19 protein-coding genes and 1 pseudogene are annotated in these 21621 nt (G+C 42.3%); 12 read left to right on the top strand and 8 right to left on the bottom strand.

The features are described 5' to 3' along the window. Both E0H77_RS12935 and omp38 read left to right on the top strand, forming a co-directional pair. Positions 1–179, top strand: a pseudogene (locus E0H77_RS12935) (OmpA family protein); the annotation flags it as partial. 542 nt (positions 180–721) lie between these two features. After that, positions 722–1801 carry an outer membrane protein Omp38 gene (omp38, locus tag E0H77_RS12930; protein ID WP_131378584.1) on the top strand — a complete coding sequence of 360 codons (1080 nt, stop codon included), beginning with the start codon at positions 722–724 and terminating at the stop codon, positions 1799–1801. A 209-nt stretch (positions 1802–2010) separates the two neighbouring features. Here omp38 and E0H77_RS12925 read toward each other — a convergent pair whose 3' ends face one another. The 3 genes from E0H77_RS12925 to E0H77_RS12915 form a co-directional block, all read right to left on the bottom strand. Then, positions 2011–3477, bottom strand: coding sequence for an amino acid permease (locus tag E0H77_RS12925; protein WP_131378582.1), 1467 nt, complete (start codon positions 3475–3477; stop codon positions 2011–2013). 9 nt (positions 3478–3486) lie between these two features. Continuing rightward, positions 3487–4509, bottom strand: a complete 1023-nt coding sequence (locus E0H77_RS12920; RefSeq protein WP_131378580.1) for a methyltransferase — start codon at positions 4507–4509, stop codon at positions 3487–3489. Positions 4510–4577: 68 nt separating this feature from the next. Beyond that, positions 4578–5951, bottom strand: coding sequence for a uracil-xanthine permease family protein (locus E0H77_RS12915; RefSeq protein ID WP_131378578.1), 1374 nt, complete (start codon positions 5949–5951; stop codon positions 4578–4580). A gap of 175 nt (positions 5952–6126) precedes the next feature. Between E0H77_RS12915 and typA the strand changes: the two genes are divergently transcribed. The 3 genes from typA to E0H77_RS12900 all read left to right on the top strand — a co-directional run bounded on the left by typA (position 6127) and on the right by E0H77_RS12900 (position 9037). Continuing rightward, positions 6127–7962, top strand: a complete 1836-nt coding sequence (typA, locus tag E0H77_RS12910; protein ID WP_131314116.1) for a translational GTPase TypA — start codon at positions 6127–6129, stop codon at positions 7960–7962. Positions 7963–8129: 167 nt separating this feature from the next. Further along, on the top strand, positions 8130–8567 hold the full coding sequence (gene mscL / locus E0H77_RS12905; RefSeq protein ID WP_004753598.1) for a large conductance mechanosensitive channel protein MscL: 438 nt from the start codon (positions 8130–8132) through the stop codon (positions 8565–8567). A 122-nt stretch (positions 8568–8689) separates the two neighbouring features. Beyond that, on the top strand, positions 8690–9037 hold the full coding sequence (locus E0H77_RS12900) for a gamma-glutamylcyclotransferase family protein (RefSeq protein WP_131378576.1): 348 nt from the start codon (positions 8690–8692) through the stop codon (positions 9035–9037). Positions 9038–9086: 49 nt separating this feature from the next. Here E0H77_RS12900 and E0H77_RS12895 read toward each other — a convergent pair whose 3' ends face one another. Both E0H77_RS12895 and mutM read right to left on the bottom strand, forming a co-directional pair. Next, the gene (locus tag E0H77_RS12895) at positions 9087–9371 is read right to left on the bottom strand and encodes a peptidylprolyl isomerase (RefSeq protein ID WP_131314110.1); all 285 of its coding nucleotides are present in this window, start codon (positions 9369–9371) and stop codon (positions 9087–9089) included. Positions 9372–9391: 20 nt separating this feature from the next. Continuing rightward, positions 9392–10216: a bifunctional DNA-formamidopyrimidine glycosylase/DNA-(apurinic or apyrimidinic site) lyase gene (mutM, locus tag E0H77_RS12890; protein ID WP_131378574.1), complete on the bottom strand. Its 825-nt coding sequence runs from the start codon at positions 10214–10216 to the stop codon at positions 9392–9394. A gap of 231 nt (positions 10217–10447) precedes the next feature. Here mutM and E0H77_RS12885 point away from each other — a divergent pair, with 231 nt between their 5' ends. From E0H77_RS12885 to E0H77_RS12870, 4 genes are all read left to right on the top strand, one after another. Then, entirely contained in the window at positions 10448–12562 is a 2115-nt protein-coding gene (locus E0H77_RS12885; RefSeq protein WP_131378572.1) for a TonB-dependent receptor, read from the top strand. Positions 12563–12584: 22 nt separating this feature from the next. Further along, entirely contained in the window at positions 12585–13715 is a 1131-nt protein-coding gene (locus E0H77_RS12880) for an NADH:flavin oxidoreductase/NADH oxidase (RefSeq protein ID WP_131378570.1), read from the top strand. Between the two features lie 17 nt (positions 13716–13732). Next, positions 13733–14656 carry an AEC family transporter gene (locus E0H77_RS12875; protein WP_131378568.1) on the top strand — a complete coding sequence of 308 codons (924 nt, stop codon included), beginning with the start codon at positions 13733–13735 and terminating at the stop codon, positions 14654–14656. 191 nt (positions 14657–14847) lie between these two features. After that, entirely contained in the window at positions 14848–15834 is a 987-nt protein-coding gene (locus tag E0H77_RS12870) for a bile acid:sodium symporter family protein (protein ID WP_131378566.1), read from the top strand. 35 nt (positions 15835–15869) lie between these two features. Here E0H77_RS12870 and E0H77_RS12865 read toward each other — a convergent pair whose 3' ends face one another. Together E0H77_RS12865 and ygfZ are read right to left on the bottom strand one after the other, a co-directional pair. Continuing rightward, positions 15870–16577, bottom strand: coding sequence for a DsbC family protein (locus E0H77_RS12865; RefSeq protein WP_131378564.1), 708 nt, complete (start codon positions 16575–16577; stop codon positions 15870–15872). 118 nt (positions 16578–16695) lie between these two features. Next, on the bottom strand, positions 16696–17418 hold the full coding sequence (gene ygfZ, locus E0H77_RS12860; RefSeq protein WP_131378562.1) for a CAF17-like 4Fe-4S cluster assembly/insertion protein YgfZ: 723 nt from the start codon (positions 17416–17418) through the stop codon (positions 16696–16698). A 257-nt stretch (positions 17419–17675) separates the two neighbouring features. On the opposite strand from ygfZ, the gene E0H77_RS12855 reads away from it, so the two are divergent. After that, positions 17676–18275 carry a DUF2939 domain-containing protein gene (locus E0H77_RS12855; RefSeq protein WP_131378561.1) on the top strand — a complete coding sequence of 200 codons (600 nt, stop codon included), beginning with the start codon at positions 17676–17678 and terminating at the stop codon, positions 18273–18275. Next, a complete protein-coding gene (locus E0H77_RS12850; protein ID WP_131378559.1) occupies positions 18275–18679 on the top strand; it encodes an NUDIX hydrolase in 405 nt (134 codons plus the stop codon). Before E0H77_RS12855 ends, E0H77_RS12850 begins: the two co-directional genes overlap by 1 nt. Before the next feature lie 45 nt (positions 18680–18724). Here E0H77_RS12850 and E0H77_RS12845 read toward each other — a convergent pair whose 3' ends face one another. After that, a complete protein-coding gene (locus E0H77_RS12845) occupies positions 18725–19432 on the bottom strand; it encodes a nitroreductase (protein ID WP_131378557.1) in 708 nt (235 codons plus the stop codon). 707 nt (positions 19433–20139) lie between these two features. Between E0H77_RS12845 and E0H77_RS12840 the strand changes: the two genes are divergently transcribed. Further along, positions 20140–21615 (top strand): alanine/glycine:cation symporter family protein, encoded by a 1476-nt coding sequence (locus tag E0H77_RS12840; protein ID WP_131314087.1) that lies wholly within the window; start codon positions 20140–20142, stop codon positions 21613–21615. Positions 21616–21621 lie beyond the last annotated feature (6 nt).

Genomic DNA, 21621 nt, shown 5'->3' with positions numbered 1-21621 from the left:
TTGTACATGAATACAATGTTGATCCATCACGTTTGACAACCCAAGGTTTTGCATGGGATCAACCGATTGCTGACAACAACACGAAAGAAGGTCGTGCAATGAACCGTCGCGTGTTTGCTGCAATTACAGGTAGCCGTACTGTAATCGCTCAACCAGCAGCACAACAACCAGCTCAATAATCTGGATTGATGTGAAAAGAAAGCGGCTCCAAGTGAGCCGCTTTCTTTGTAATGGGTATTTAAAAAGATGAGCTATGATTAATGAGTTGAAAAGAAGAGAATAAATAATGATGTTATTAAGAGCTAAAATAAACTGAATATATTTTTAAATATAACGAAAAATTATACGTGTTTATATGATTATTATTGTTGAAAAATATTCTTATTTATAGGGTAAATTGTTTGATTTTTTTATGTAACTTATTATATTTATTATTATTTTTAAATAACTTTTTAGAGATTGGCAAATTTTTTTGTAACTGTATTAAATAAATTTCAAAGATTTAATTTGTAAATTGAATGCTAATCAGAATAGTAGTATTGAAGTAAAATGGCTTAATCTGAAAAAATATGACCATAGTCATGTTATTCAAGTTTAAATTTTCTGAATGAACTTGTATTATACAGACTCGAAACTTTAAAAGACTGAGATGTAAGAATATCTCAGAAAGTAAATAATTTAGGTCATACCTAAAATAATTGTTTTTCTCTGGAGGATATCCATGAAATTAAGTCGTATTGCTGTTGCTACATTGCTTGCAGCGTCTCCACTAGTTGCAGCAAATGCTGGTGTAACAGTTACTCCATTGTTACTTGGTTACACATTCCAAGGTACCGAACATAATAACGGAAATGATCACCTTCTTGATTCAAAAGCGGGTCAAGGTGAAGCACAAGACGATTTAGCCGTTGGTGCAGCGCTTGGTGTTGAATTAACACCATGGTTAAGCTTTGAAGCTGAATACCTTCAGGTGAAAGGCGATGTAAAAGGTGGTGCAGTTGCTGCTGGTGCTGAATACAAGCAAAAACAAATCAACGGTAACTTTATTGCGACCTCTGATCTGATCACTAAAAACTATGACAGCAAAATCAAGCCATACGTGTTGTTAGGTGCTGGTCACTATGATTATGATTTTAAAGGTGTAGATCGTGGTACACGTGGTAACTCAGAAGCAGGTACTTTGGGTAACGTTGGCGCGGGTGTATTCTGGCGTTTAAATGATGTATTGTCTCTACGTACAGAAGCACGTGCAACATATAACATTGATGAAGATTTCTGGAACTATACAGCGCTTGCTGGTTTGAACGTAGTGATCGGTGGTCACTTGAAACCTGCTGCACCTGTAACAGAAGTACAACCTGTGACTCCGCCGCCAGTGGTTCAACCACAACCGCAGCCACAAGAGTTGACAGAAGACTTGAACATGGAACTACGGGTGTTCTTTGATACGAACAAGTCAAACATCAAACCACAATACAAACCTGAAATTGCAAAAGTTGCAGAGAAACTTTCTGAGTATCCAAATGCAACAGCGCGTATTGAAGGCCACACCGACAACACAGGTCCACGTAAGTTAAACGAACGTTTATCTTTAGCACGTGCGAACTCTGTTAAATCTGCACTTGTACATGAATACAATGTTGATCCATCACGTTTGACAACCCAAGGTTTTGCATGGGATCAACCGATTGCTGACAACAACACGAAAGAAGGTCGTGCAATGAACCGTCGCGTGTTTGCTGCAATTACAGGTAGCCGTACTGTAATCGCTCAACCAGCAGCACAACAACCAGCTCAATAATCTGGATTGATGTGAAAAGAAAGCGGCTCCAAGTGAGCCGCTTTCTTTGTAATGGGTATTTGGATTTTAGTTCACTTTCATTGCCTTGTGATTATGGCGATGCTGTATTCTTATTTTTCACTTTCATTGACATCCATTGTATAAGATAAGTGATTTTTGCCATCGAGTGATCAAGCGCAGTAAACTTAAAATTAAATACAAGCTGACAATTACTCATCATCTGGCATTGGTTTCACATCCATTTCGTTGTAAGGGATGAGTTTGGTCTTGTAGATCCATTTATAACTTAACCATACAGCTAAAAACAGCGGGAGGGTAATATAGGTGGCAAGCAGACTTAACCAGTCAATTTTTGCTCCTAGAAACGCTTGATAATTTTGCCCTAAGATAATGATTGAACACAAAATAAAGGCAAACCATGGCGCAAATGGGAAGAATTTGGCACGATAAGCCAAGTCCTTAATTTTGTAGCCCTGAGCCACATAACCTTTACGGAAACGATAATGTGAAATTGCAATCCCTAGCCAGACAATAAAACCACACATCCCCGACATATTGAGCAACCAGTTATAGATTTCCTGTTTGCCTATAAAACTAGTGAGGAGTGATAATGCTGCAATCGCAGTGGTTGCATACAATGCACGCATTGGGACGCCACGTTTATCGAGCTTTGCGAACCAGCGTGGCGCACTCCCTTCTTCTGCCATATCCCACAACATACGGGTAGATGAATACATCCCCGAGTTACCTGCAGATAAAATGGCAGTTAGAATCACCGCATTCATCAGACCTGCAGCAAAAGCAAAACCTGCTTTTTCATAGAGTAGGGTAAATGGAGACAGGGCAATATTGTTGCTACTCGCTGCCTGAATCAGGCGTGGATCGTCATAACTTACCAATGTGCCGATAATAAAAATACAGACGATATAAAACAGCAGAATACGCCAGAAAATTTGTTTGATTGCCAGCGGAATGGTTTTATGTGGATCTTTAGATTCACCCGCAGCAACCCCAACCATTTCAGTACCCTGGAAGGAAAAACCTGCAATCATGGCAACCCCGACCATGGCTTGAAAACCACCAACAAATGGCGCGTCTTTATGTGTCCAGTTGGCGAAAGGCAGGGCATTCGGAGTCAGCATAATTTTTAAAATGGTCGCGAAACCAATAAAAATAAAAATAATGATCGCAATGACTTTGACCAGAGAAAATACAAACTCACTCTCACCAAAACTTCTGACCGACATGGCGTTAATCGCGAAAATCACAATTAAAAACAGCAAGCTCCACCAAAAACCTGGAATTTCAGGGAACCAGAATGCCATGATCCACTGTGCTGCAACCAGTTCAAATGCGACAGTAATCGCCCAGTTGTACCAGTAGTTCCAGCCGAGTGCAAAACCAAAACCTTCTTCAACATATTTGTTACCGTAGGTAAAAAATGCACCTGAAGTTGGATTGTGGGTTGCTAGTTCGCCAAGGCTGGTCATTAAGAAATAAATCATAATCCCGATCAGGACATAGGCAAGTAACGCGCCGCCTGGTCCTGCAGTACTGATGGTCGAACCTGAAGCTAAAAATAGCCCTGTTCCAATAGAACCACCAATTGCAATCATATTCAGATGGCGAGCACCTAACTTACGCTTTAGGTGCGCATGTTCATTCATTTCGCTCATCTAGTTTCCTTATCTGTTTGTTGCACAGGCATATAACACCTTAAAGCCTTGTTGATCAGTTTTCGTGTCGCAATGCCCGAAATACTGCTCAATTAAAATCGGATAATTTAAAAAACGGTTTGCCACAATCCATAATTCACCATGCTCTTGAAGATGACCTTCTGCCTGTTGGCATAAATCTTCACTCACTGCATAGGAGGTGTGAATACCCTGATGAAAAGGGGGATTGCTAATCAAGGCATCTAGCCCAGTCGGAGCATCTTGAATACCTGTGACGGCATGTAACTGGATTTGGCTGGCAGAAATGGCATTGTGTTGGCAAGTCAATTCTGTTGACTTCAAAGCAAAAGCGTCGACATCGAGCGCATGAATGACATTGTCAGGATGTAGCTTTGCCAAATAGCAACTAATAATGCCTGCACCACAGCCAAAGTCGGCGAGTTTACCCGATTTGACTTGGGTGAGATATGGTAAAAGTACCGCTGTTCCAACATCTAAATGGTCTTGGCTAAAGACACCTGGTAAAGCGCAAATTTTCAGTGTTTGATCTGCAACTTGAATCTCATAGGTTTTGAGCCAAGCTTCAAGCGGTTTTTCCTGCTCTTGTTGTTGTAGAATCAGTTGCCAAAACTGGCAGTGTCGAGCACTGTCGAGCTTGAGGGTTTTGCCATAGGCCTGTAACTGTTTGGCTGCACGTTCCACACCACCTTTTTTCTCACCCACCAAGAAAATAGATTGCCCAAGCTGCATATGGCTGGCAACCTGATGAATGATATAACTGAGCAACTCTTTTGATTTTGGAACAAAAATAATGACTTGATCGAAATTCTGCTCAGGAAATGTCACAGCAAAGTGGCTGTCCAAACCCAAAGTCAAATGCGCTTGATGATCAGCAAAATTCCATGTCCAGATACTACTTTGTACTGTGTCGCGCAGTTCAATCAGGAGCTGATCATTGGGCGCATGAATAAATAAAACGCGACCTTTGAGTTGATCTTGCTGGCGCAATACGACTTCACTTCGAGGATCCATGATGACACCCTACACAAAATAAAATGTCCAATCCGCATATCACTGGGATTGGACATTGTTTAAAAAAATTACTGTTCTGTTTGGTCAGGTAAAATCAAGTTGAGCAATAATGCTGCGATACCGCCAGTTGCTACGCCAGAACTGAAAATATTACGCATGAGTTCAGGCATATGCTTTAGAAAGTCAGGAACTTGTGAAATACCAAGACCGAGTGCTAAAGAAATAGCAATGATCAGTAACGCACGGCGGTCAAGCTTAATACCTGCCAGAATATTGATGCCTGATGCGGCAACTGCACCAAACATGACCATGACAGCACCACCTAGAACTGCTTCGGGTACAGCTTGTACCATTCCTGCAATTTTAGGAAATAAACCCAATAAGACCAACATGGCTGCAATCCAAATCCCAACATAACGGCTTGCGACACCTGTCAGTTGAATCACACCATTATTTTGTGCAAACACAGAGCTAGGAAATGTATTGAAAATCCCTGCAATCAAAGAGTTGAAGCCATTGACCAAAACTCCACCTTTGATGCGTTGCATCCAGATTTCACCTGTCACAGGCTGTTTTGAAATCTTACTGGTTGCAGTAATGTCGCCTATCGCTTCGAGTGAAGTGACCAAATAAATAAAGGCAAATGGTAAAAATAATGACCAGTTAAAACTGATGCCAAAATGCAATGGCGTTGGTAACTGGAAGGTCGGCGCTTGCTGGAACGCAGTAAAGTTCAGATGCCCCATAAAGCCTGCCAAGATATAACCGATCACCAAAGCCAGTAAAATTGCTGAGCTTTTGATCCAAACCACAGGAATGCGATTGAGCACAATAATAATGGCAAGAACTACACTGGACATGATCAGATTATCGCTATTGGCAAATGTGCCATTTGCCATGGCAGCATAACCACCGCCCATACTGACTAAACCTTCTTTGATCAAGGTGAGTCCAATCAGTAAAACTACAATCCCAGTCACCAGTGGCGTGATCAGTTTTTTGACCCACGGTAAAACCCGTGATACGCCCATTTCAATAAATGCACCTGCGATCACCACACCAAAAATGGCGGCCATCACCTGTTGATAGGGTGTGCCATTGGCAATCATCATGCTGCCAATCGCCATAATTGGGCCAATAAAGTTAAAACTGGTGCCTTGTACGATCAGTAAACCTGCACCCAGTGGGCCAACTTTTTTAGACTGTAGAAAAGTTGCAATGCCTGAAATGACTAAAGACATCGATAAAATCATGGTGGTTTCATGTGCGGGAACTTTGAGTGCCCCACAGATCAGTAAACCTGGCGTTAAAATCGGAACCAAGATTGCAAGCAAATGCTGCAAGGCGGCGAAGAACGCAATCCATGGTTTTGGTTTGTCATTAAGCCCTAAAAGCAGATCAGGTTGAGGATTGGAATGGGGAGATATATCTAAATCCGACATGGAATTGTAATAAATAGTAAGCAAGATATAGCTATTCTAATCGAGTTACATCCCTTTACAAACTAAAAAGCGGCTTGTCTGACGAAAAAAGTGTTGTTGTCAGGCAACTGTCACTACTCAATGCTAGTGTTTTTTTGTATAATTTGCCCTCAAATTTAAAGCGTATCGAATTTACATGTCTGATATTAAAACTCTCCGTAATATTGCCATCATCGCGCACGTCGACCATGGTAAAACTACTCTCGTAGATAAACTTTTACAACAATCAGGTGCACTCGGTGACCGCGCGGGTGAGATTGAGCGTGTTATGGATTCGAATGCGCTTGAATCAGAGCGTGGTATTACTATCTTGGCAAAAAATACGTCGATCACTTGGTTGGACAAGCGTACTGATACCACTTACCGTATCAATATCGTGGACACCCCGGGACATGCTGACTTCGGTGGTGAAGTAGAACGTGTATTATCGATGGTTGACTGCGTATTGCTTCTTGTGGATGCACAAGAAGGCCCAATGCCACAAACTCGCTTCGTAACACAAAAAGCATTTGCACGTGGTTTGAAACCAATCGTGATCATCAACAAGGTAGATAAACCAAGCGCACGTTGTGACTGGGTAATTGATCAAGTATTTGACTTGTTCGACAACTTGGGTGCAACTGATGAACAATTAGACTTCCCAATCGTTTATGCTTCAGGCTTACGCGGTGTTGCTGGTCCTTCTCCAGAAGAGTTGGCTGAAGACATGACTCCGCTATTTGAAACGATTGTTGACATCGTTGAACCACCAGCAGTTGATGTTGATGGTCCATTCCAAATGCAGATTTCATCACTTGACTATAACAGCTTCGTAGGTGTAATCGGTGTTGGTCGTATTCAACGTGGTTCAGTAAAAACCAATACGCCTGTGACTGTGATTGACAAAGAAGGCAACACACGTAACGGTCGTATTTTAAAAATCATGGGTTACCATGGTTTAGAGCGTATTGATGTTGATTCAGCATCAGCAGGCGACATCGTATGTATTACAGGTATTGATGCACTGAACATTTCAGACACCATTTGTGATCCGAAAACTGTTGAAGCATTACCGCCATTGTCTGTAGATGAACCTACAGTATCGATGACATTCCAAGTAAACAATTCACCATTTGCTGGTAAAGAAGGTAAATTCGTAACTTCACGTAATATTCGTGAACGTCTTGACCGTGAATTGATTCATAACGTAGCGCTTCGTGTTGAAGATACTGAAAGCCCAGACCGTTTCAAAGTTTCTGGTCGTGGTGAGCTTCACCTTTCTGTATTGATCGAAAACATGCGTCGTGAAGGCTTTGAAATGGGTGTATCTCGTCCACAAGTAATCATCAAAGAAGTTGATGGTGAAAAACAAGAGCCATACGAAAACGTAACGTTTGACGTTGAAGAACAGCATCAAGGTGCTGTAATGGAACAAATGGGTCATCGTAAAGGCGAAATGACCAATATGGAAGTTGACGGTAAAGGTCGTATCCGTATTGAAGCAACTGTTCCTTCACGTGGTTTGATCGGTTTCCGTTCTGAATTCTTGACCATGACTTCTGGTACAGGGATCATGACTTCAAGCTTCTCTCACTATGGTCCTGTTAAACAAGGTACTGTTGCGAAGCGTCAAAACGGTGTATTGATTTCTATGGTTCAAGGTACTTGCTTGGGCTATGCGTTATTTGGTTTACAAGATCGTGGTCGTTTATTTGCTAAACCACAGTTGGAAGTTTACGAAGGGATGATCGTGGGTATTAACTCTCGTTCAGACGATATGGTTGTAAACCCAACTAAAGCAAAACAGTTAACCAACGTTCGTGCGTCTGGTACAGATGATGCTTTAACTTTAGTCCCTGCAATTGAATATACACTTGAACAAGCGCTTGAATTCATTGAAGATGACGAATTAGTTGAAGTAACACCAAAATCAATTCGTATTCGTAAGCGTTATTTGACTGAAAACGAACGTAAGCGTAACCGCGACAAATAAGTTCTCTTAAGTCATAAAAAAACCGCTAATTTTAATTAGCGGTTTTTTTTGTATAAGATTTTCTACAAAGGGTTGGAAAATTTCCAAAACCAAGTAAATTAAATGGAAATACATATACAAATATATACCGCATTATATAACTCAGATGAAAAGAACTGGAGATTTAAATGAGCATTTTAAAAGAATTTCGTGAATTTGCGGTAAAAGGCAACATGATCGACCTTGCTGTGGGTGTCATCATTGGTGGTGCGTTCGGTAAAATAGTCGACTCTTTGGTCAAAGACATTATTATGCCGATTATCACCCTGATTACAGGTGGTGGGGTCGACTTTACTCAAAAATTCATCATACTGGGAAAAAACCCCAACAATCTGCAATCTTTGGCTGAGATGCAAAAGGCAGGAGTTAACGTACTGACTTATGGTAATTTCTTAACTATCCTGATTAACTTTATTATTTTGGCTTGGGTTGTGTTTATTATGGTGAAATTAATTAATAAAATGCGCCGTAAACAAGAAGCAGAAGCTGTGCCTGCACCCGTGGCAACACCTGAGGATATCCAGTTACTTCGTGAAATTCGTGATGAGTTAAAAAAGAAAGCATAGTTCTGTATAACTAAAAAAAAGCAGCTGCAACCAAGCTGCTTTTTTTATGTATGATGACTCAGTTTTTTGTAAAATGAATACGCGATAATATCAATATTTCTGCTGCATCAGGATGGGGAAAGATGAACCAATTGTTTACTTATGGCACATTGCGCCCAGGGCATGCCAATGCACATATTTTGGGAAATATGGAGGGTAAATGGCAAATAGGTTATGTTCGCGGTGTTGTGCATACTCTGGACTGGGGGCCTGATCAGGGTTTGCCTGCGTTAGTGCTTGACCCACAAGCAGAAAAAATCGAGGGTTTACTTTTCTCTACAGAAAAACTGGCAGATAATTGGGAAATGCTGGATGATTTTGAAGGGTTTCAATACCAGCGAGTCATGGTCGATGTTGAGCTTGAGTCAGGTGAGATGGTTCAGGCATGGACATATCAAATGCATTCCACAGCCAAATCTGCACACACCTAAAATTAAAATGATGCTTAAATCTTATCGGGTATTTAAACATCGTATTAATTTAAAAATTCATACGAAATTTGATTTCCAGTAAATGAAAACCAAACTGACTTTTTATAGGGCCGTGCAATACTCGTTCAGCCGCAGTAAATACCAGTTTATCAATCACAGGTACCAGTTGGCCTTTTTTGACTTCACCCAGTTCACCGCCACGTTTTGCTGAATTACAAGTCGAGTATTCTTTAGCAAGTTTGGAAAAGTCACCACCTGACTGAATTTTTTTCTTCAGCTGTTCGGCAAGCGTTTTATCCTTGACCAAGATATGACGTACAATTGCAGTTTGCATAGGTTTAGCCTCCTGACAGGTTATGATTTTGCTGTTTTTTTAAGTGGCTGGCATTGTGGACAAAACACACTGGCGCGTTGCCCCAGTTTGATATTTTCCAGTGTGGTTTCGCAGTTGACACACATTTCACCTGCACGCCCATAAGCCAATAAAGTTTGCTGAAAGTAACCATTTTCCCCCATGGCATTGGTATAGTCTCTTAGCGTTGAGCCGCCTAGATCAATCGCAGAATTTAGAATACGCTTAATCTCCACCACCAAGGCACTGATTTGCTGTTGGCTCAGGCTTGAAGCTGGTTGTGCTGGATGAATTCCCAAATTGAACAGACTTTCTGTTGCATAGATATTGCCTACACCCACCACAATATGATTATCCATCAGTGCAACTTTGATACCAACATGCTTGGATTTAAGTTTTTGAATCAAATAATCAGCATTGAAAGCATCAGTCAATGGTTCCGGGCCGAGAGGGTCAAGCAGTTTATGCTGGGATTCTTCGTTGAGCCACAAGATACAGCCAAAGCGACGTGGGTCATGATAACGTAACTGCTGCCCACCAAAATCTAGAATGAAATGATCGTGTTTACGCAGTTCATCCTGAGCATCGCAAATCCGAAAACTGCCTGACATACCCAAATGCCACAACATGCTATCTTGTTCGAATTTTGCCAAAATATATTTAGAGCGCCGTTGTAATCCCAACAGTTTTTGACCACGTAACTTGTCAACATCTTGTGGAATGACCCAGCGCAATTGGGGCTGGCGCACTTCTACACGTTGAACAGTTTGCAAAAGCAACGGCGCTAAGCTATTTTTGGTCGTTTCGACTTCGGGTAATTCAGGCATAGCAAGACAATAACAACAAGAAAAGGCATACTTTAGCATGCACGAAGAAACAGGTATATCCGCAACTTGTGTTCGGACAGTGGCATTACTACAATACGAGAATACAAGGAAGGTTCACCACTCAAAACATAAACTTGTCAGATCACTGACCTTGGTTGTTCACGAAGCATATTGTTTTGCTTGCAATTTTGAATGCCCTAATTGTTCCCCCTCAAAAGATTTAGGATGAAAATGATGCGTAATATGCATGCCAGTTTGACTGTGAAAAGTGCCATGTTGTTGATCACAGTATGCGTATGTCGAAGTTTATACGCTGAAGATGACGTTGCCATTCAAGAAGATTTGCCAATCATCAAAGTTGAAGCGACACATACCGACACCAGCTATGCCAAAACACCCGCTTCGGTTTTTCGGGTAAATGCACCAAAGCAGCAAGACAATATTGGGGTGAACCTCACGGAAGTGGTCAAGGGGATTCCAAGTTTACAACTGAATAACCGTGAGAATTACGCGCAAGATTTGCAGCTTTCCATGCGAGGTTTTGGGGCACGCTCGACTTTTGGGGTGCGTGGTATTCGTTTATATGTCGATGGCATTCCTGCCACCATGCCCGATGGTCAGGGGCAAACTTCGAACATTGACTTGAAAAGTCTGGATCATCTGGAAGTGCTGACTGGGCCATTTTCATCTCTATATGGCAACTCTTCGGGTGGGGCGATTCTGGCAACCACTAAAGAAGGTCAGGGACGTGATTCTGTGGCAATAGGCTATTCGGGTGGTAGCGACCAACGCAGTAACAGCTCGATTGTGTTACAAGGCGGCGCACATGCGGAAAATGAACCGAGCTATGTGATCAGTTCTTCGTATTTCGATACCGATGGTTACCGCGACCATAGTGCGGCAGATAAAGTTTTGAACAATGCCAAGCTGACCTGGAATTTGAGCGATGGCAGTAAAATCAACTGGGTGACCAACTACGTCAAAATCAATGCGGATGACCCGATGGGGTTGACCCGCCAGCTTTGGCAGCAAAACCCAAAACAGGCGGTGAGCAGTGCGGAGACCTACAACACCCGTAAGGAAATTGAGCAGACTCAAACAGGGGTAACATGGACAAAGCCGCTAGATGATCACAATGAGCTGTATGCCATGACCTATGTTGGTAATCGTCATGTCACGCAGTATCAGTCCATTCCAAAATCGACCCAAGCCAATGTCAATAATGCGGGTGGCGTGATTGATTTTGACCGTAATTATTATGGGGCGGATTTCCGCTGGACAGGTAAGGAGCTTTTGCCTAACACCAGTATCAGTGCAGGTGTAGCACTGGACGCCATGGATGAAGACCGAAAAGGTTATAATAACTACGATGCTGCGGGTCACTATGGGCTGAAAGGCAACTTGCGTCGTAACGAAGACAATACTTTATGGAATATTGACCCGTATCTACAAGCATCATGGCAGTTTTTACCCACTTGGCGCTTAGATACAGGCGTGCGTTATAGCAATGTCCATTACAAGTCAGATGACCATTATCTGAGTAATGGCAATGACAGTGGAAAAACCGAATATGCAAAAACCTTACCTTCAGCAGCGCTGAGCTGGCAGATTATTCCTGAGCTACTAGCGTATGTCAGTTATGCCAAAGGCTTTGAAACTCCGACTTTTACCGAAATGGCATATCGTACCGATGGCGCAGCAGGGTTTAACTTTAACCTGAAACCTTCAAGTAGCGATAATTATGAAGTTGGCTTAAAGTCAAAAAATCCTTGGGGATATTTCACATTTGCAGCCTTCCAAAGCAAAACTAAAAATGACATTGTGTCTTATGCAACGGTCAATGGTCGGGCAACTTATCAAAATGTGGATAAAACCCAGCGCCAAGGCGTAGAGTTTTCTTGGAATAAGAATCTTTGGAAAGACCTGAAAGTGCAGGCAAGCTACAGTTATTTGGATGCGACCTTTGATTCGGATCTCAGCTCATCATCGGGTACAGTCAAAAAAGGCACGTATATTCCTGGAATTGCAAAAAATCAGGCTTTTGCACGCTTGGCATGGCAGCCACAAACGGGCGCGTTTGCAGGCATCGAAGCGCATTATATGGATAAAATCTATATTAATGATGCTAACTCCGATGCAGCGCCAAGCTATACCGTTACTGCAATAGATGTTGGCTACAAATGGAAAATGCAGGATTGGGTAATCAATACCTATGCTCGGGTCGATAATCTGTTTGACCGCAATTATGTTGGTTCAGTCATTGTGAATGACGGCAATGGACGCTATTTTGAACCTGCGGAAGGACGCAACTGGAGCGCGGGTCTCAGTATTACCAAACAATTTTAATGAAACAGGGGGAATTTTGTAAATGTCAAAATTATTCGAAGCTATTCAGTTTGCTGATCTGAGCTTAACCAACCGAGTGATGATTGCACCGATGTGTCAATATTCTGCAACTGAAGCAGGGGAAGTCAGCTATTGGCATGAGCAGCAGTGGGCAAATTATGCTTTGTCTGGGGCCGGTTTATGTATTGTTGAAGCGACAGCAGTACAGGCTGAAGGACGGATCAGTTACGCTGATCTGGGCTTGTGGAATGATCAGCAGCGTGACCAAATTAAAGCGTTATTGGCTAAGGTCAAAAGCATTTCTCCGATGCCTTTTGGAGTGCAGCTGGCGCATGCAGGACGTAAAGCTTCTACAGACAAACCGTGGCATGGTCGTGGACAGTTCGCACCTGAGCATGCACATGGCTGGCAAACGGTTGCACCGAGTGCCGTGCCATTTTCTGAGCAGGATCTTGCACCGCATGCTTTAACACTTGACGAAATTCAGACTGTAAAACAGGACTTTGCTGCCGCAGCACAGCGTGCGGTAGATGCGGGATTTGAGCTGATAGAAGTTCATGCTGCACATGGTTATTTGATGCATCAATTCCTGTCGCCATTATCGAATCAGCGCCAAGACCAATATGGTGGCAGTCTGGAAAACCGCATGCGTCTAACACTGGAAGTTCTGGATGCTATTTTACAGGTCGTGCCGCAAGGTTTCCCTGTCGGAGTGCGTATTTCGGCAACCGACTGGATGGAGTCACAAGCAGAAGCGAGCTGGACGCTTGAGTCGAGCATTGAGTTGGCTCAGCAGCTTGAAAAAGCAGGCGCAGCGTATGTGCATGTGTCTAGTGGGGGCTTACATGAAAAACAACAGATTGATATTGAACCCAACTATCAAGTGCCTTTTGCGACCGAAATCAAGCAACATGTACAGATTCCTGTGATTGCAGTAGGTTTGATTACCGAGGCTCAGCAAGCGGAACTCATTGTGCGTCATCATCAAGCCGATGCAATTGCCTTGGCACGCGCGATTTTATATGACCCGCGTTGGGTGTGGCATGCTGCAGCTTCTTTGGGTGAGCCTGTTCAGATCGCACCCCAGTATTTGCGTTGTCAGCCGCATGGTTTTAAAAACCTGTTCCATGCGTTTGCTGAAAGTAACGCGTAAGGTTCAGGTAGAACCGATTGGTTTTTGAAATCTTGGTGCCCATGTCTCTGCTCATGGGTACGGGCTATGCCAGTGTTAAGTTAGGGTTGCTGACTACTGAGCAGATTAAGGGCTTGGGTGGTTATGTCATCAAGATTGCACTACCAGCACTCATTTTGCATTCCCTTGCCAGCAAAAATCTGCATGAAATCTGGTTGCTACCCTATTTGTTGGCGTATGCAGGCGGGTCACTGATTTTATATGCACTGGCATACTGGATTTATAAACGGCACTTTCACCATGCACTGACCCAGACCGCAGTCCTGTCAATGGGCGCATCAATGTCCAATACGGGATTAATTGGTAGTGCAATTTTACCGTTAGTGTTACCCAATCATGCCGTGATTTATCTGTCATTGACTTTAATGATTGAAAACCTGCTGATGATACCAATGGTGTTATTACTGGCAGAAGCAGGTCTACAGTCGCAGCATCATCCTTCAAGAATGTTATATCAGGCATTAAAAAATTTACTGAAAAATCCTTTGGTGATTTCGATCGTTTTGGCAATGCTTGCAGTTATCTTCGAGTTAAGGCCACCTGAAATACTCGATAATGTGCTGAATGTTCTAGGGAAAACAGCACCTTCTCTGGCGCTTCTGGTAATCGGCGGTAGTCTGGTTGGCATGAAATTACGAGCGCTCGACACGCAAACGATTATGTTGGTATTGCTGAAAGTCGTGTTGATGCCGAGTGTCATTTTCTGTCTATTTTTTCTTTTGCCTCATGCTTCTACAGAAATGCAACATGCCGCGACCTTGATTGCTGCTTTGCCGATGCCAATCGTATTTGGTATTTTAGGGCAAGTTTATGGACTAGAGCAGCGAGCTGTTGCTGCACTCATGCTCAGCACCCTTTTAGGTTTTATAGGGATTAGCTTGCTGATCACCTGTTGGTGGTAGATGGGTTGACCCATTAAATTGTCTGCGGTTACTATGCAGTAAGCGATTTTTCGTTCTATTTTTCAGCAACTTCAATCATGATAATGTGCTTTGCGATCAAAAAGCTGTTTTTAAGTATGTGAAAAGTCATTTGAAAATTCTCATGATCTAATCCAAGAGCGACAGAGACGAATTAACCAAAAGGAAGTGTAATGGCTCGACCACGTTTTTTACCCGATAATTTTAGTCTGATGATCATTGGTATGGTGGTCTTAGCCAGCTTTGCACCGATTCATGGTCATGCTGCCAGTATCTTTGGGCAACTCACCAATTTTGCGATTGCATTATTATTCTTTTTGCATGGTGCAAAACTGTCGCGTCAGGCGGTCATGGATGGTTTGACGCATTGGCGCCTGCATTTGTGCATTTTTACTGCCACTTTTGTCATGTTCCCAATTTTAGGCTTGTTGCTTAAACCTGTAATTGAGCCGTTGCTTGGGCATGAACTGTATTTGGGTATTTTGTACTTGGCACTGTTGCCGTCAACGGTACAGTCATCGATTGCCTTTACTTCAATTGCTAAAGGCAATGTACCTGCTGCATTGTGTAGTGCATCTGCATCCAATATTTTCGGGATGTTCATTACTCCGTTTTTGGTGAGTCTGTTCATTGGTCAGTCCTTGTCACATCATGACGCAGACTCATCCAATGCTGTGCTTAATATTGTGTCACTGCTATTGGTTCCCTTTGTATTGGGGCAAATTTGCCGCTCAAAACTGTTCCCGCTCATTAAGCAGCATGGTGCTGTAGTGAAATGCGTTGATCAAGGTTCGATTTTAATGGTGGTCTATGCCGCATTTAGTGAGGCGGTCATTGAAGGAATTTGGCATCAAGTCTCTATTGAAACGCTGGCGGGTCTATTTGTGGTGTGTGGTGTGTTGCTGGCAATAGCAATGTTGCTGATTCACTTTTCTAGCCGTGCATTGGGTTTTAATCAAAAAGATCAGATTGCGATTTTATTTTGTGGTTCTAAAAAGACTTTAGCCAGTGGTGTGCCGATGGCGAAGATTATTTTTGCAGGGCAGCCGATTGGTTTAATACTATTGCCGCTAATGTTGTTTCATCAAATTCAGTTGATTATTTGCGGTATTCTTGCCAGCCGTTTTGCGCAGCGTGATGAATCTTTGGATGACCAATAAAACCACCTCAGCCATGAGGACTGAGGTGGTTCTAATTACTGTACTGAATCCAGTAATTTATTAATATCATTGGCACTGCGTGCACCAGAAATACGCTGACCATCTTTTAGGAAGAAGGTTGGCGTGCCATCAATACGGAGTTTTTCACCCAATTCTAGGTTTTTCTGTATAGGTGCTGTGCAACTTGCTTTATCGCTTGGTTCTTTACGATCTAGAACGTAGTTTTCCCATGCCGAATATTTGTCTTTTGAGCACCAGATTTTCTGTGCCATAGCCCCTGCATTTGGGTGCAAGTTGGTCAATGGGTACAAGAACAAATAAACAGTCACGTTATCGACTTGTTTGAGTTCTTCTTCCAGTGCATGGCAGTATGGGCAATCAGGGTCGCTGAAAATATACAGTACGCGTTTGCCATTGCCTTTGACATGTTTAATTGCCTGATTGAGCGGTAAAGTTTTCACATCGATTTTGGTTAATTCTTGCTGGCGCTGTTCGGTCAGGCTGACTTGGTTTTTTAGATCAACTAGATTGCCAATAAAGAAATAACGTGCTTCATCATTGGTATAGACAATTTCACCATCCATATAGACTTCATAGATGTCTTTAATTGGTGTTGGTTGAATCGATTGTGGCGTAATGTCTGGATAATTTTTTTGCAGGTTGGCTTTAAGTGTCGCAATATCTGCATGTGCTATACCAATAGTCATAAGACTAAGCCCAAGTGCAGTAAGGAGTTTTTTCATAAAATAACTCTGATGGATGTTATGAGGAATACGTACGGAAGAAAACTAGTGCAATTTATACAATTTTTTAGTGCGTGACTTTGAGTAAAAGTTTTTTACCCAAAGCCTAGAGCATATTCTACTGTGGGCGAGCGACATCTGCATTGAGCTGTGCAGGCAGGTCAAGTACAGTCAGATTCAGTTCGGTCAGTGCAGCAGGTTTAGCAACCACGAGTGCTTGAAAACCTGTTGCGGTTGCAATGCTATTGACCACTTCAATATCGCGATGTACTTGGCTTGCCATCGCGGGAACATCTCCTGTTCCTGCGACTAAGTGTAGCCAGTGTTTAGGTTTGGCTTTAAACCATAAACGCGCCACGATTTCCTGACCTAAATAACAACCCTTGTCATAATCGACACCTTCACGCTGATGTAAACGTAGCTCTTGCGGTTGAAACTTATGTGCAGTGGCTTGGCAAATATAGGCTTGTCCCTGTGCAATCGCTTGTTGTTGCCATGCTGTGATATCTGTAGGTTGTGTAGTGAAACTTGTACTTGTTGCTGTGAGGGTAGGGAAAACCTCGCCTACAGTGCTTAACGTCATTTTAGAAAAAGCACCATATTTTTTAATATGTTTGGCAAATTCATCACTTTGATCTTCAGTGACAACAATTTCAAAATGCTCAGCGTCAAGTTTAGTGAGCCATAACCCAAACTGGATACGACCTTTTAAATCACAAATGGCTGTATAGCGAGGCGTTTGTTCTGGGAGACGTTCAACATGCAACGTGACTTGACCTTGCAGAAATTTTTGCGCATCTACGCCGTTGAGTTGATATTGAATAAAAGCTAAATCACTCATCTTGTTCTCAAAATTAGGTTTTGACTATGGAGCTATTGTGGCGGATTTTCTTGGAAAATTCAGCCGTAGATTGTTATGTTTCTGCGCAAAGCCGAAAAATAGACAAAATACATGCTCAGTCTTTTGAATGCAGTGATTGCTGTATCGAGAAATAAAGCAATTACTACATAAATCAGTAAAGCTTGTACAGCATCTAAATACGGAATCGGTTACATTAACGCACTTTCTTCAGTGGTAAAAAATAGGGCAAAGTTGCGGTGAAAAAACTCATTGTTACTCTTAGTGTTGTGGTTGTGTTATTTATTGCTGCATGGTTGGCATCGCCTTACTGGATGATGTATCAGCTCAGGCAAGCTTATGAACACAATCAGCCCGAACGCATTTCTGCATATATTGATTATGAGGCGGTAAAAGAAAGCCTGAAACCGCAAATGAATGCACGATGGTTTGCTGCAGATTTGAATCAAGGACAGCATCCATCTTGGATGCGTTTGGTGGAGCAATATCTAGGCGGGCCGATTACTAATGCTGTGCTTGATCAGGTCGTCACACCGAAAACCTTGATTTTATTGTTACAAGGCAAGCAGTTGGCACAATCTCTGGCCACTCATCATAAGACTGAAGATAACAGCTCAAATATCATAGAAGCGAATATGAGTCATACTGCATCTGATCCTGTATCGACAGCGAGCAGTAGCGAATTGCAATATCGAGCAGGCTATCGTGATTTAAACCATTTCGTGATTCATGTGGTGCATTTACAAGGTGCGGACACCCAGTTTATTTTTACCCGTGATGGCTGGCATTGGAAAATGACCGATATTGATCTGGACTTAGGTACACAGCAGGCATCTTAATGGGTTTTCATGATTTGTACCGTATGAGTTCACATGCGGTGATTACCAATCATCAGCAACAAGTTTTGTTACTTAAAGCGACATATGCCAATCAGGCATGGGGTTTACCTGGTGGTGGTTTAGATATTGGTGAAACCATTCATCAAGCGTTACTGCGTGAATGTCAGGAAGAACTGGGCTGTACAGTTGAAATTGTCTATTTGAGCGGCGTGTATTATCACAGTGCAGTCAATTCGCATGCCTTTATTTTTCGTTGCTATTTGCCTGAGCATGCGCAAATCAAGCTGAGTGATGAGCATTCAGCATATCAGTGGTTTAATCTGGATGAATTGACTGCTGTGCAACAAAAACGGGTGCGGGATTGTTTGAGTTTTCAGGGAATGGTGCAGAGCAGGAGTTTTTAGCTGAATCATAGCCAGCTGGCTGACTATGATTCATCATTTCAGAATTTATTCTTCTAGAAAAACAGTAAAATTCTCGACGGGTTCGCGCGGAGTAATAAAGGTGTTTACCGTGTCATCAGGGTCAGCGTAGCCAAGCGCAACTGTACAGACCAGTTCTTCATCTTCAGGCGCGCCCAGTTCTTCCAGTACAATCGGGTGAAAGTGGTTCCATGCTGCTTGTGGGCAAGTGTCCAAACCACGTGCTTTCGCTGCGACCATGACATTTTGAATCATCATGGCAATATCCATTTTTGAACCAATGCCCATCGCTTTGTTGACGGTAAAATATAGGCCTACAGGCGCATCGAACAATTTGAAGTTACGTAATTGCTGCGCAGCCATTTTTTCTTTTTCGCCACGCTGGATGTTGAGCAAACCATATAAACCCCAGCCATTGGCACGACGGCGGTCAATAAATGGTGAAATCCATTTTTCAGGATAATAAGCGAAAGTTTCTTTATATTTTTCGGCGAGTTCAGGGTGTTGATTCACTTCAATTTGAGCCTGACACACGCGCTCAACCATTGCATCACGTTTTTTACCTGTGACGACATATACTTTCCATGGTTGAGTATTGGTCCCTGAGGGTGCGCGGCTCGCAACAGCTAAAATATCTTGAATAAGCTGCGTTTCAACAGGGGTGTTTAGAAAAGCACGTACCGAATGGCGTGAAGTAATTGCATCATCGACGTAGCGAACTTGCTCCAAGTTCATAAGTACTCCTGTAATCTCATTGAGGTAATAGTTTGGTTTTTTTAGCACTATAAACGATAGCGTTAGGCAGTAGCTAGAGAAACTCGCAAGGAATTATGTTGATGATTGTAGAAAAAATATCACCTGCTTTTTTGGAATAAATGGTCAGGTTTAACTCACTGTTACTGCAAAGAAAAAATCTTGATAAGTTGAAGAAATATTGAAAATATGTTGTTTATTTATACTAAATAATCAGTTTGCTTGTATAAATAATAATAAGAAAAAGTTTAAAAGATAATCACCAAAACGGTGCAATAAATCAAAAATAAGTTGGTTTTAAGCTTCATATCGGTATAATTGCGTCTTTTTTTAGTGCAAGAGATTTTTTTGGTGCAATTTTGCAGAGTATGAAACTTTTCATACTGTTTGATTCTTAATCTTTTCTAAAGATTTTTATTGATTTTGACTTGTGCCAGTCAAAAATTTTTTGTTGATGGCTAAGCAATTTTATTGTGTAGCACGGCTTATTAGATGCGGCGCTTTATGATGAGCAAATGGCTCAATAATGCTGACCATCACTCAGACTTTGTGGGGGAAGTTCAGTAGATCTTTCATGGACATCGTATAATCGCAAACATATATCAGGAGATGATATATCGTCGATCTATGCAGAAAGAGTACTGAATTGTCCAAAGAGTGATGCCCGTATGATCTAGAAGGATGTCTGAATGAATTCGGAATTAAATGCATTCCTCATGCAGTGGGTTGCATATTTTAATGACCCATTATGGAATTTCTTGGTGATCTTGCTACTTGCGGTAGGCTTAATTTATACCGTTGTGACAGGTGGTGTACAGATTCGAATGTTTTTACAAAGTATTCGCGTCATGAAAGAAAGTCGCCAGCCTGGGCAAGATGAACATGGGATCACCCCATTTCAGGCTTTTGTTACAGGATTAGCCAGTCGTGTTGGTGTGGGTAACATCGGTGGGGTTGCTATGGCAATCGCAATTGGTGGTCCAGGTGCGGTATTTTGGATGTGGGTTACCGCATTGGTGGGTATGAGTTCAGCATTTGTTGAGTCCTCTTTGGCACAGTTGTTTAAAATCCGTGATGAACACAATGAGCAGTTCCGTGGAGGCCCTGCTTATTACATTACCAAAGGTTTAAAAAGCAAACCTTTCGGAATTGTTTTTGCTTTGGCGATGATTTTGGCATACGGTTTCGTCTTTAACTCGGTACAAGCCAATGCCATGATTGATGCATCATCACATGCTTGGGGTTGGGACAAAGCCAATATTGTTGTACCACTAGGTGGTTTGAACCTGACCATTTCTTGGGTGGGGTTGGCTTTGGTGGCGATTACTGCACTGGCAATTTTTGGTGGGATTAAGCGTATTGCGCATTTTGCCGAAATGTTTGTGCCATTAAAAGCAGGTCTGTATCTGGCGTTGGCTTTTTATATCTGTATTAGCAATTACGACCTGATTCCGCATATTTTTTATCTGATTTTTAGTAAAGCATTTCAGTTTGATGCTGCTGCGGGTGGTTTCTTCGGAAGCATGGTGTCTATGGCGATGATGCAGGGGATCAAACGTGGTTTGTTCTCAAATGAAGCGGGGATGGGGTCTGCACCAAATGCAGCAGCGGCATCGGATGTACAACATCCAGTTAACCAAGGTTTGGTACAAATGCTTGGTGTATTTGTGGATACCTTTGTGATTTGTACCAGTACCGCGCTGATCATTTTGATTTCAGGAGTTTATACCAGTACAGGGCTGCAAGGCGTCGAGCTGACTCAGCATGCATTGGAAACTCAAGTCGGACATTATGGCGGTGACTTCCTTGCGTTCATTTTATTCTTGTTTTGCTATTCAGCAATTTTAGGTAACTATGCCTATGCGGAAAGTAATGTACAGTTTATTAATAATAGCCCAATGGTGATGTTTATTTTCCGCTTGATGGTGTTATTAATGGTGTACTTTGGTGCCATTACTAGTGTTCCTTTGGTGTGGTCGATGGCAGATTTGTCGATGGGAATCATGGCAACCATCAACCTGATTGCGATTTTACTTCTCATGCCATTCTTGCGTATGATGCTGAAAGATTATCGCGCACAGCTCAATCGGGGTGTGAAAGAGCCTGTATTTAAACTGGACAATCATCCAGAATATAAGAAAAAGATCGATACCGATATTTGGTAAGATTTA

The sequence above is a fragment of the Acinetobacter brisouioides genome (assembly GCF_004331075.1).
GTDB lineage: Bacteria > Pseudomonadota > Gammaproteobacteria > Pseudomonadales > Moraxellaceae > Acinetobacter.
The sequence above is the reverse complement of the archived record's forward strand: the minus strand, read 5'-3'. Positions and strand labels throughout refer to the sequence as shown.

Coding starts and splice junctions, on each gene's coding strand:
- E0H77_RS12900 (WP_131378576.1), top strand. CDS start 8,690: ATGAACCAATTGTTTACTTATGGCACATTGCGCCCAGGGCATGCCAAT.
- E0H77_RS12925 (WP_131378582.1), bottom strand. CDS start 3,477: ATGAGCGAAATGAATGAACATGCGCACCTAAAGCGTAAGTTAGGTGCT.
- E0H77_RS12920 (WP_131378580.1), bottom strand. CDS start 4,509: ATGGATCCTCGAAGTGAAGTCGTATTGCGCCAGCAAGATCAACTCAAA.
- E0H77_RS12850 (WP_131378559.1), top strand. CDS start 18,275: ATGGGTTTTCATGATTTGTACCGTATGAGTTCACATGCGGTGATTACC.
- mscL (WP_004753598.1), top strand. CDS start 8,130: ATGAGCATTTTAAAAGAATTTCGTGAATTTGCGGTAAAAGGCAACATG.
- E0H77_RS12870 (WP_131378566.1), top strand. CDS start 14,848: ATGGCTCGACCACGTTTTTTACCCGATAATTTTAGTCTGATGATCATT.
- mutM (WP_131378574.1), bottom strand. CDS start 10,216: ATGCCTGAATTACCCGAAGTCGAAACGACCAAAAATAGCTTAGCGCCG.
- E0H77_RS12880 (WP_131378570.1), top strand. CDS start 12,585: ATGTCAAAATTATTCGAAGCTATTCAGTTTGCTGATCTGAGCTTAACC.
- E0H77_RS12840 (WP_131314087.1), top strand. CDS start 20,140: ATGAATTCGGAATTAAATGCATTCCTCATGCAGTGGGTTGCATATTTT.
- typA (WP_131314116.1), top strand. CDS start 6,127: ATGTCTGATATTAAAACTCTCCGTAATATTGCCATCATCGCGCACGTC.
- E0H77_RS12885 (WP_131378572.1), top strand. CDS start 10,448: ATGATGCGTAATATGCATGCCAGTTTGACTGTGAAAAGTGCCATGTTG.
- E0H77_RS12895 (WP_131314110.1), bottom strand. CDS start 9,371: ATGCAAACTGCAATTGTACGTCATATCTTGGTCAAGGATAAAACGCTT.
- E0H77_RS12915 (WP_131378578.1), bottom strand. CDS start 5,951: ATGTCGGATTTAGATATATCTCCCCATTCCAATCCTCAACCTGATCTG.
- E0H77_RS12865 (WP_131378564.1), bottom strand. CDS start 16,577: ATGAAAAAACTCCTTACTGCACTTGGGCTTAGTCTTATGACTATTGGT.
- omp38 (WP_131378584.1), top strand. CDS start 722: ATGAAATTAAGTCGTATTGCTGTTGCTACATTGCTTGCAGCGTCTCCA.
- E0H77_RS12845 (WP_131378557.1), bottom strand. CDS start 19,432: ATGAACTTGGAGCAAGTTCGCTACGTCGATGATGCAATTACTTCACGC.
- ygfZ (WP_131378562.1), bottom strand. CDS start 17,418: ATGAGTGATTTAGCTTTTATTCAATATCAACTCAACGGCGTAGATGCG.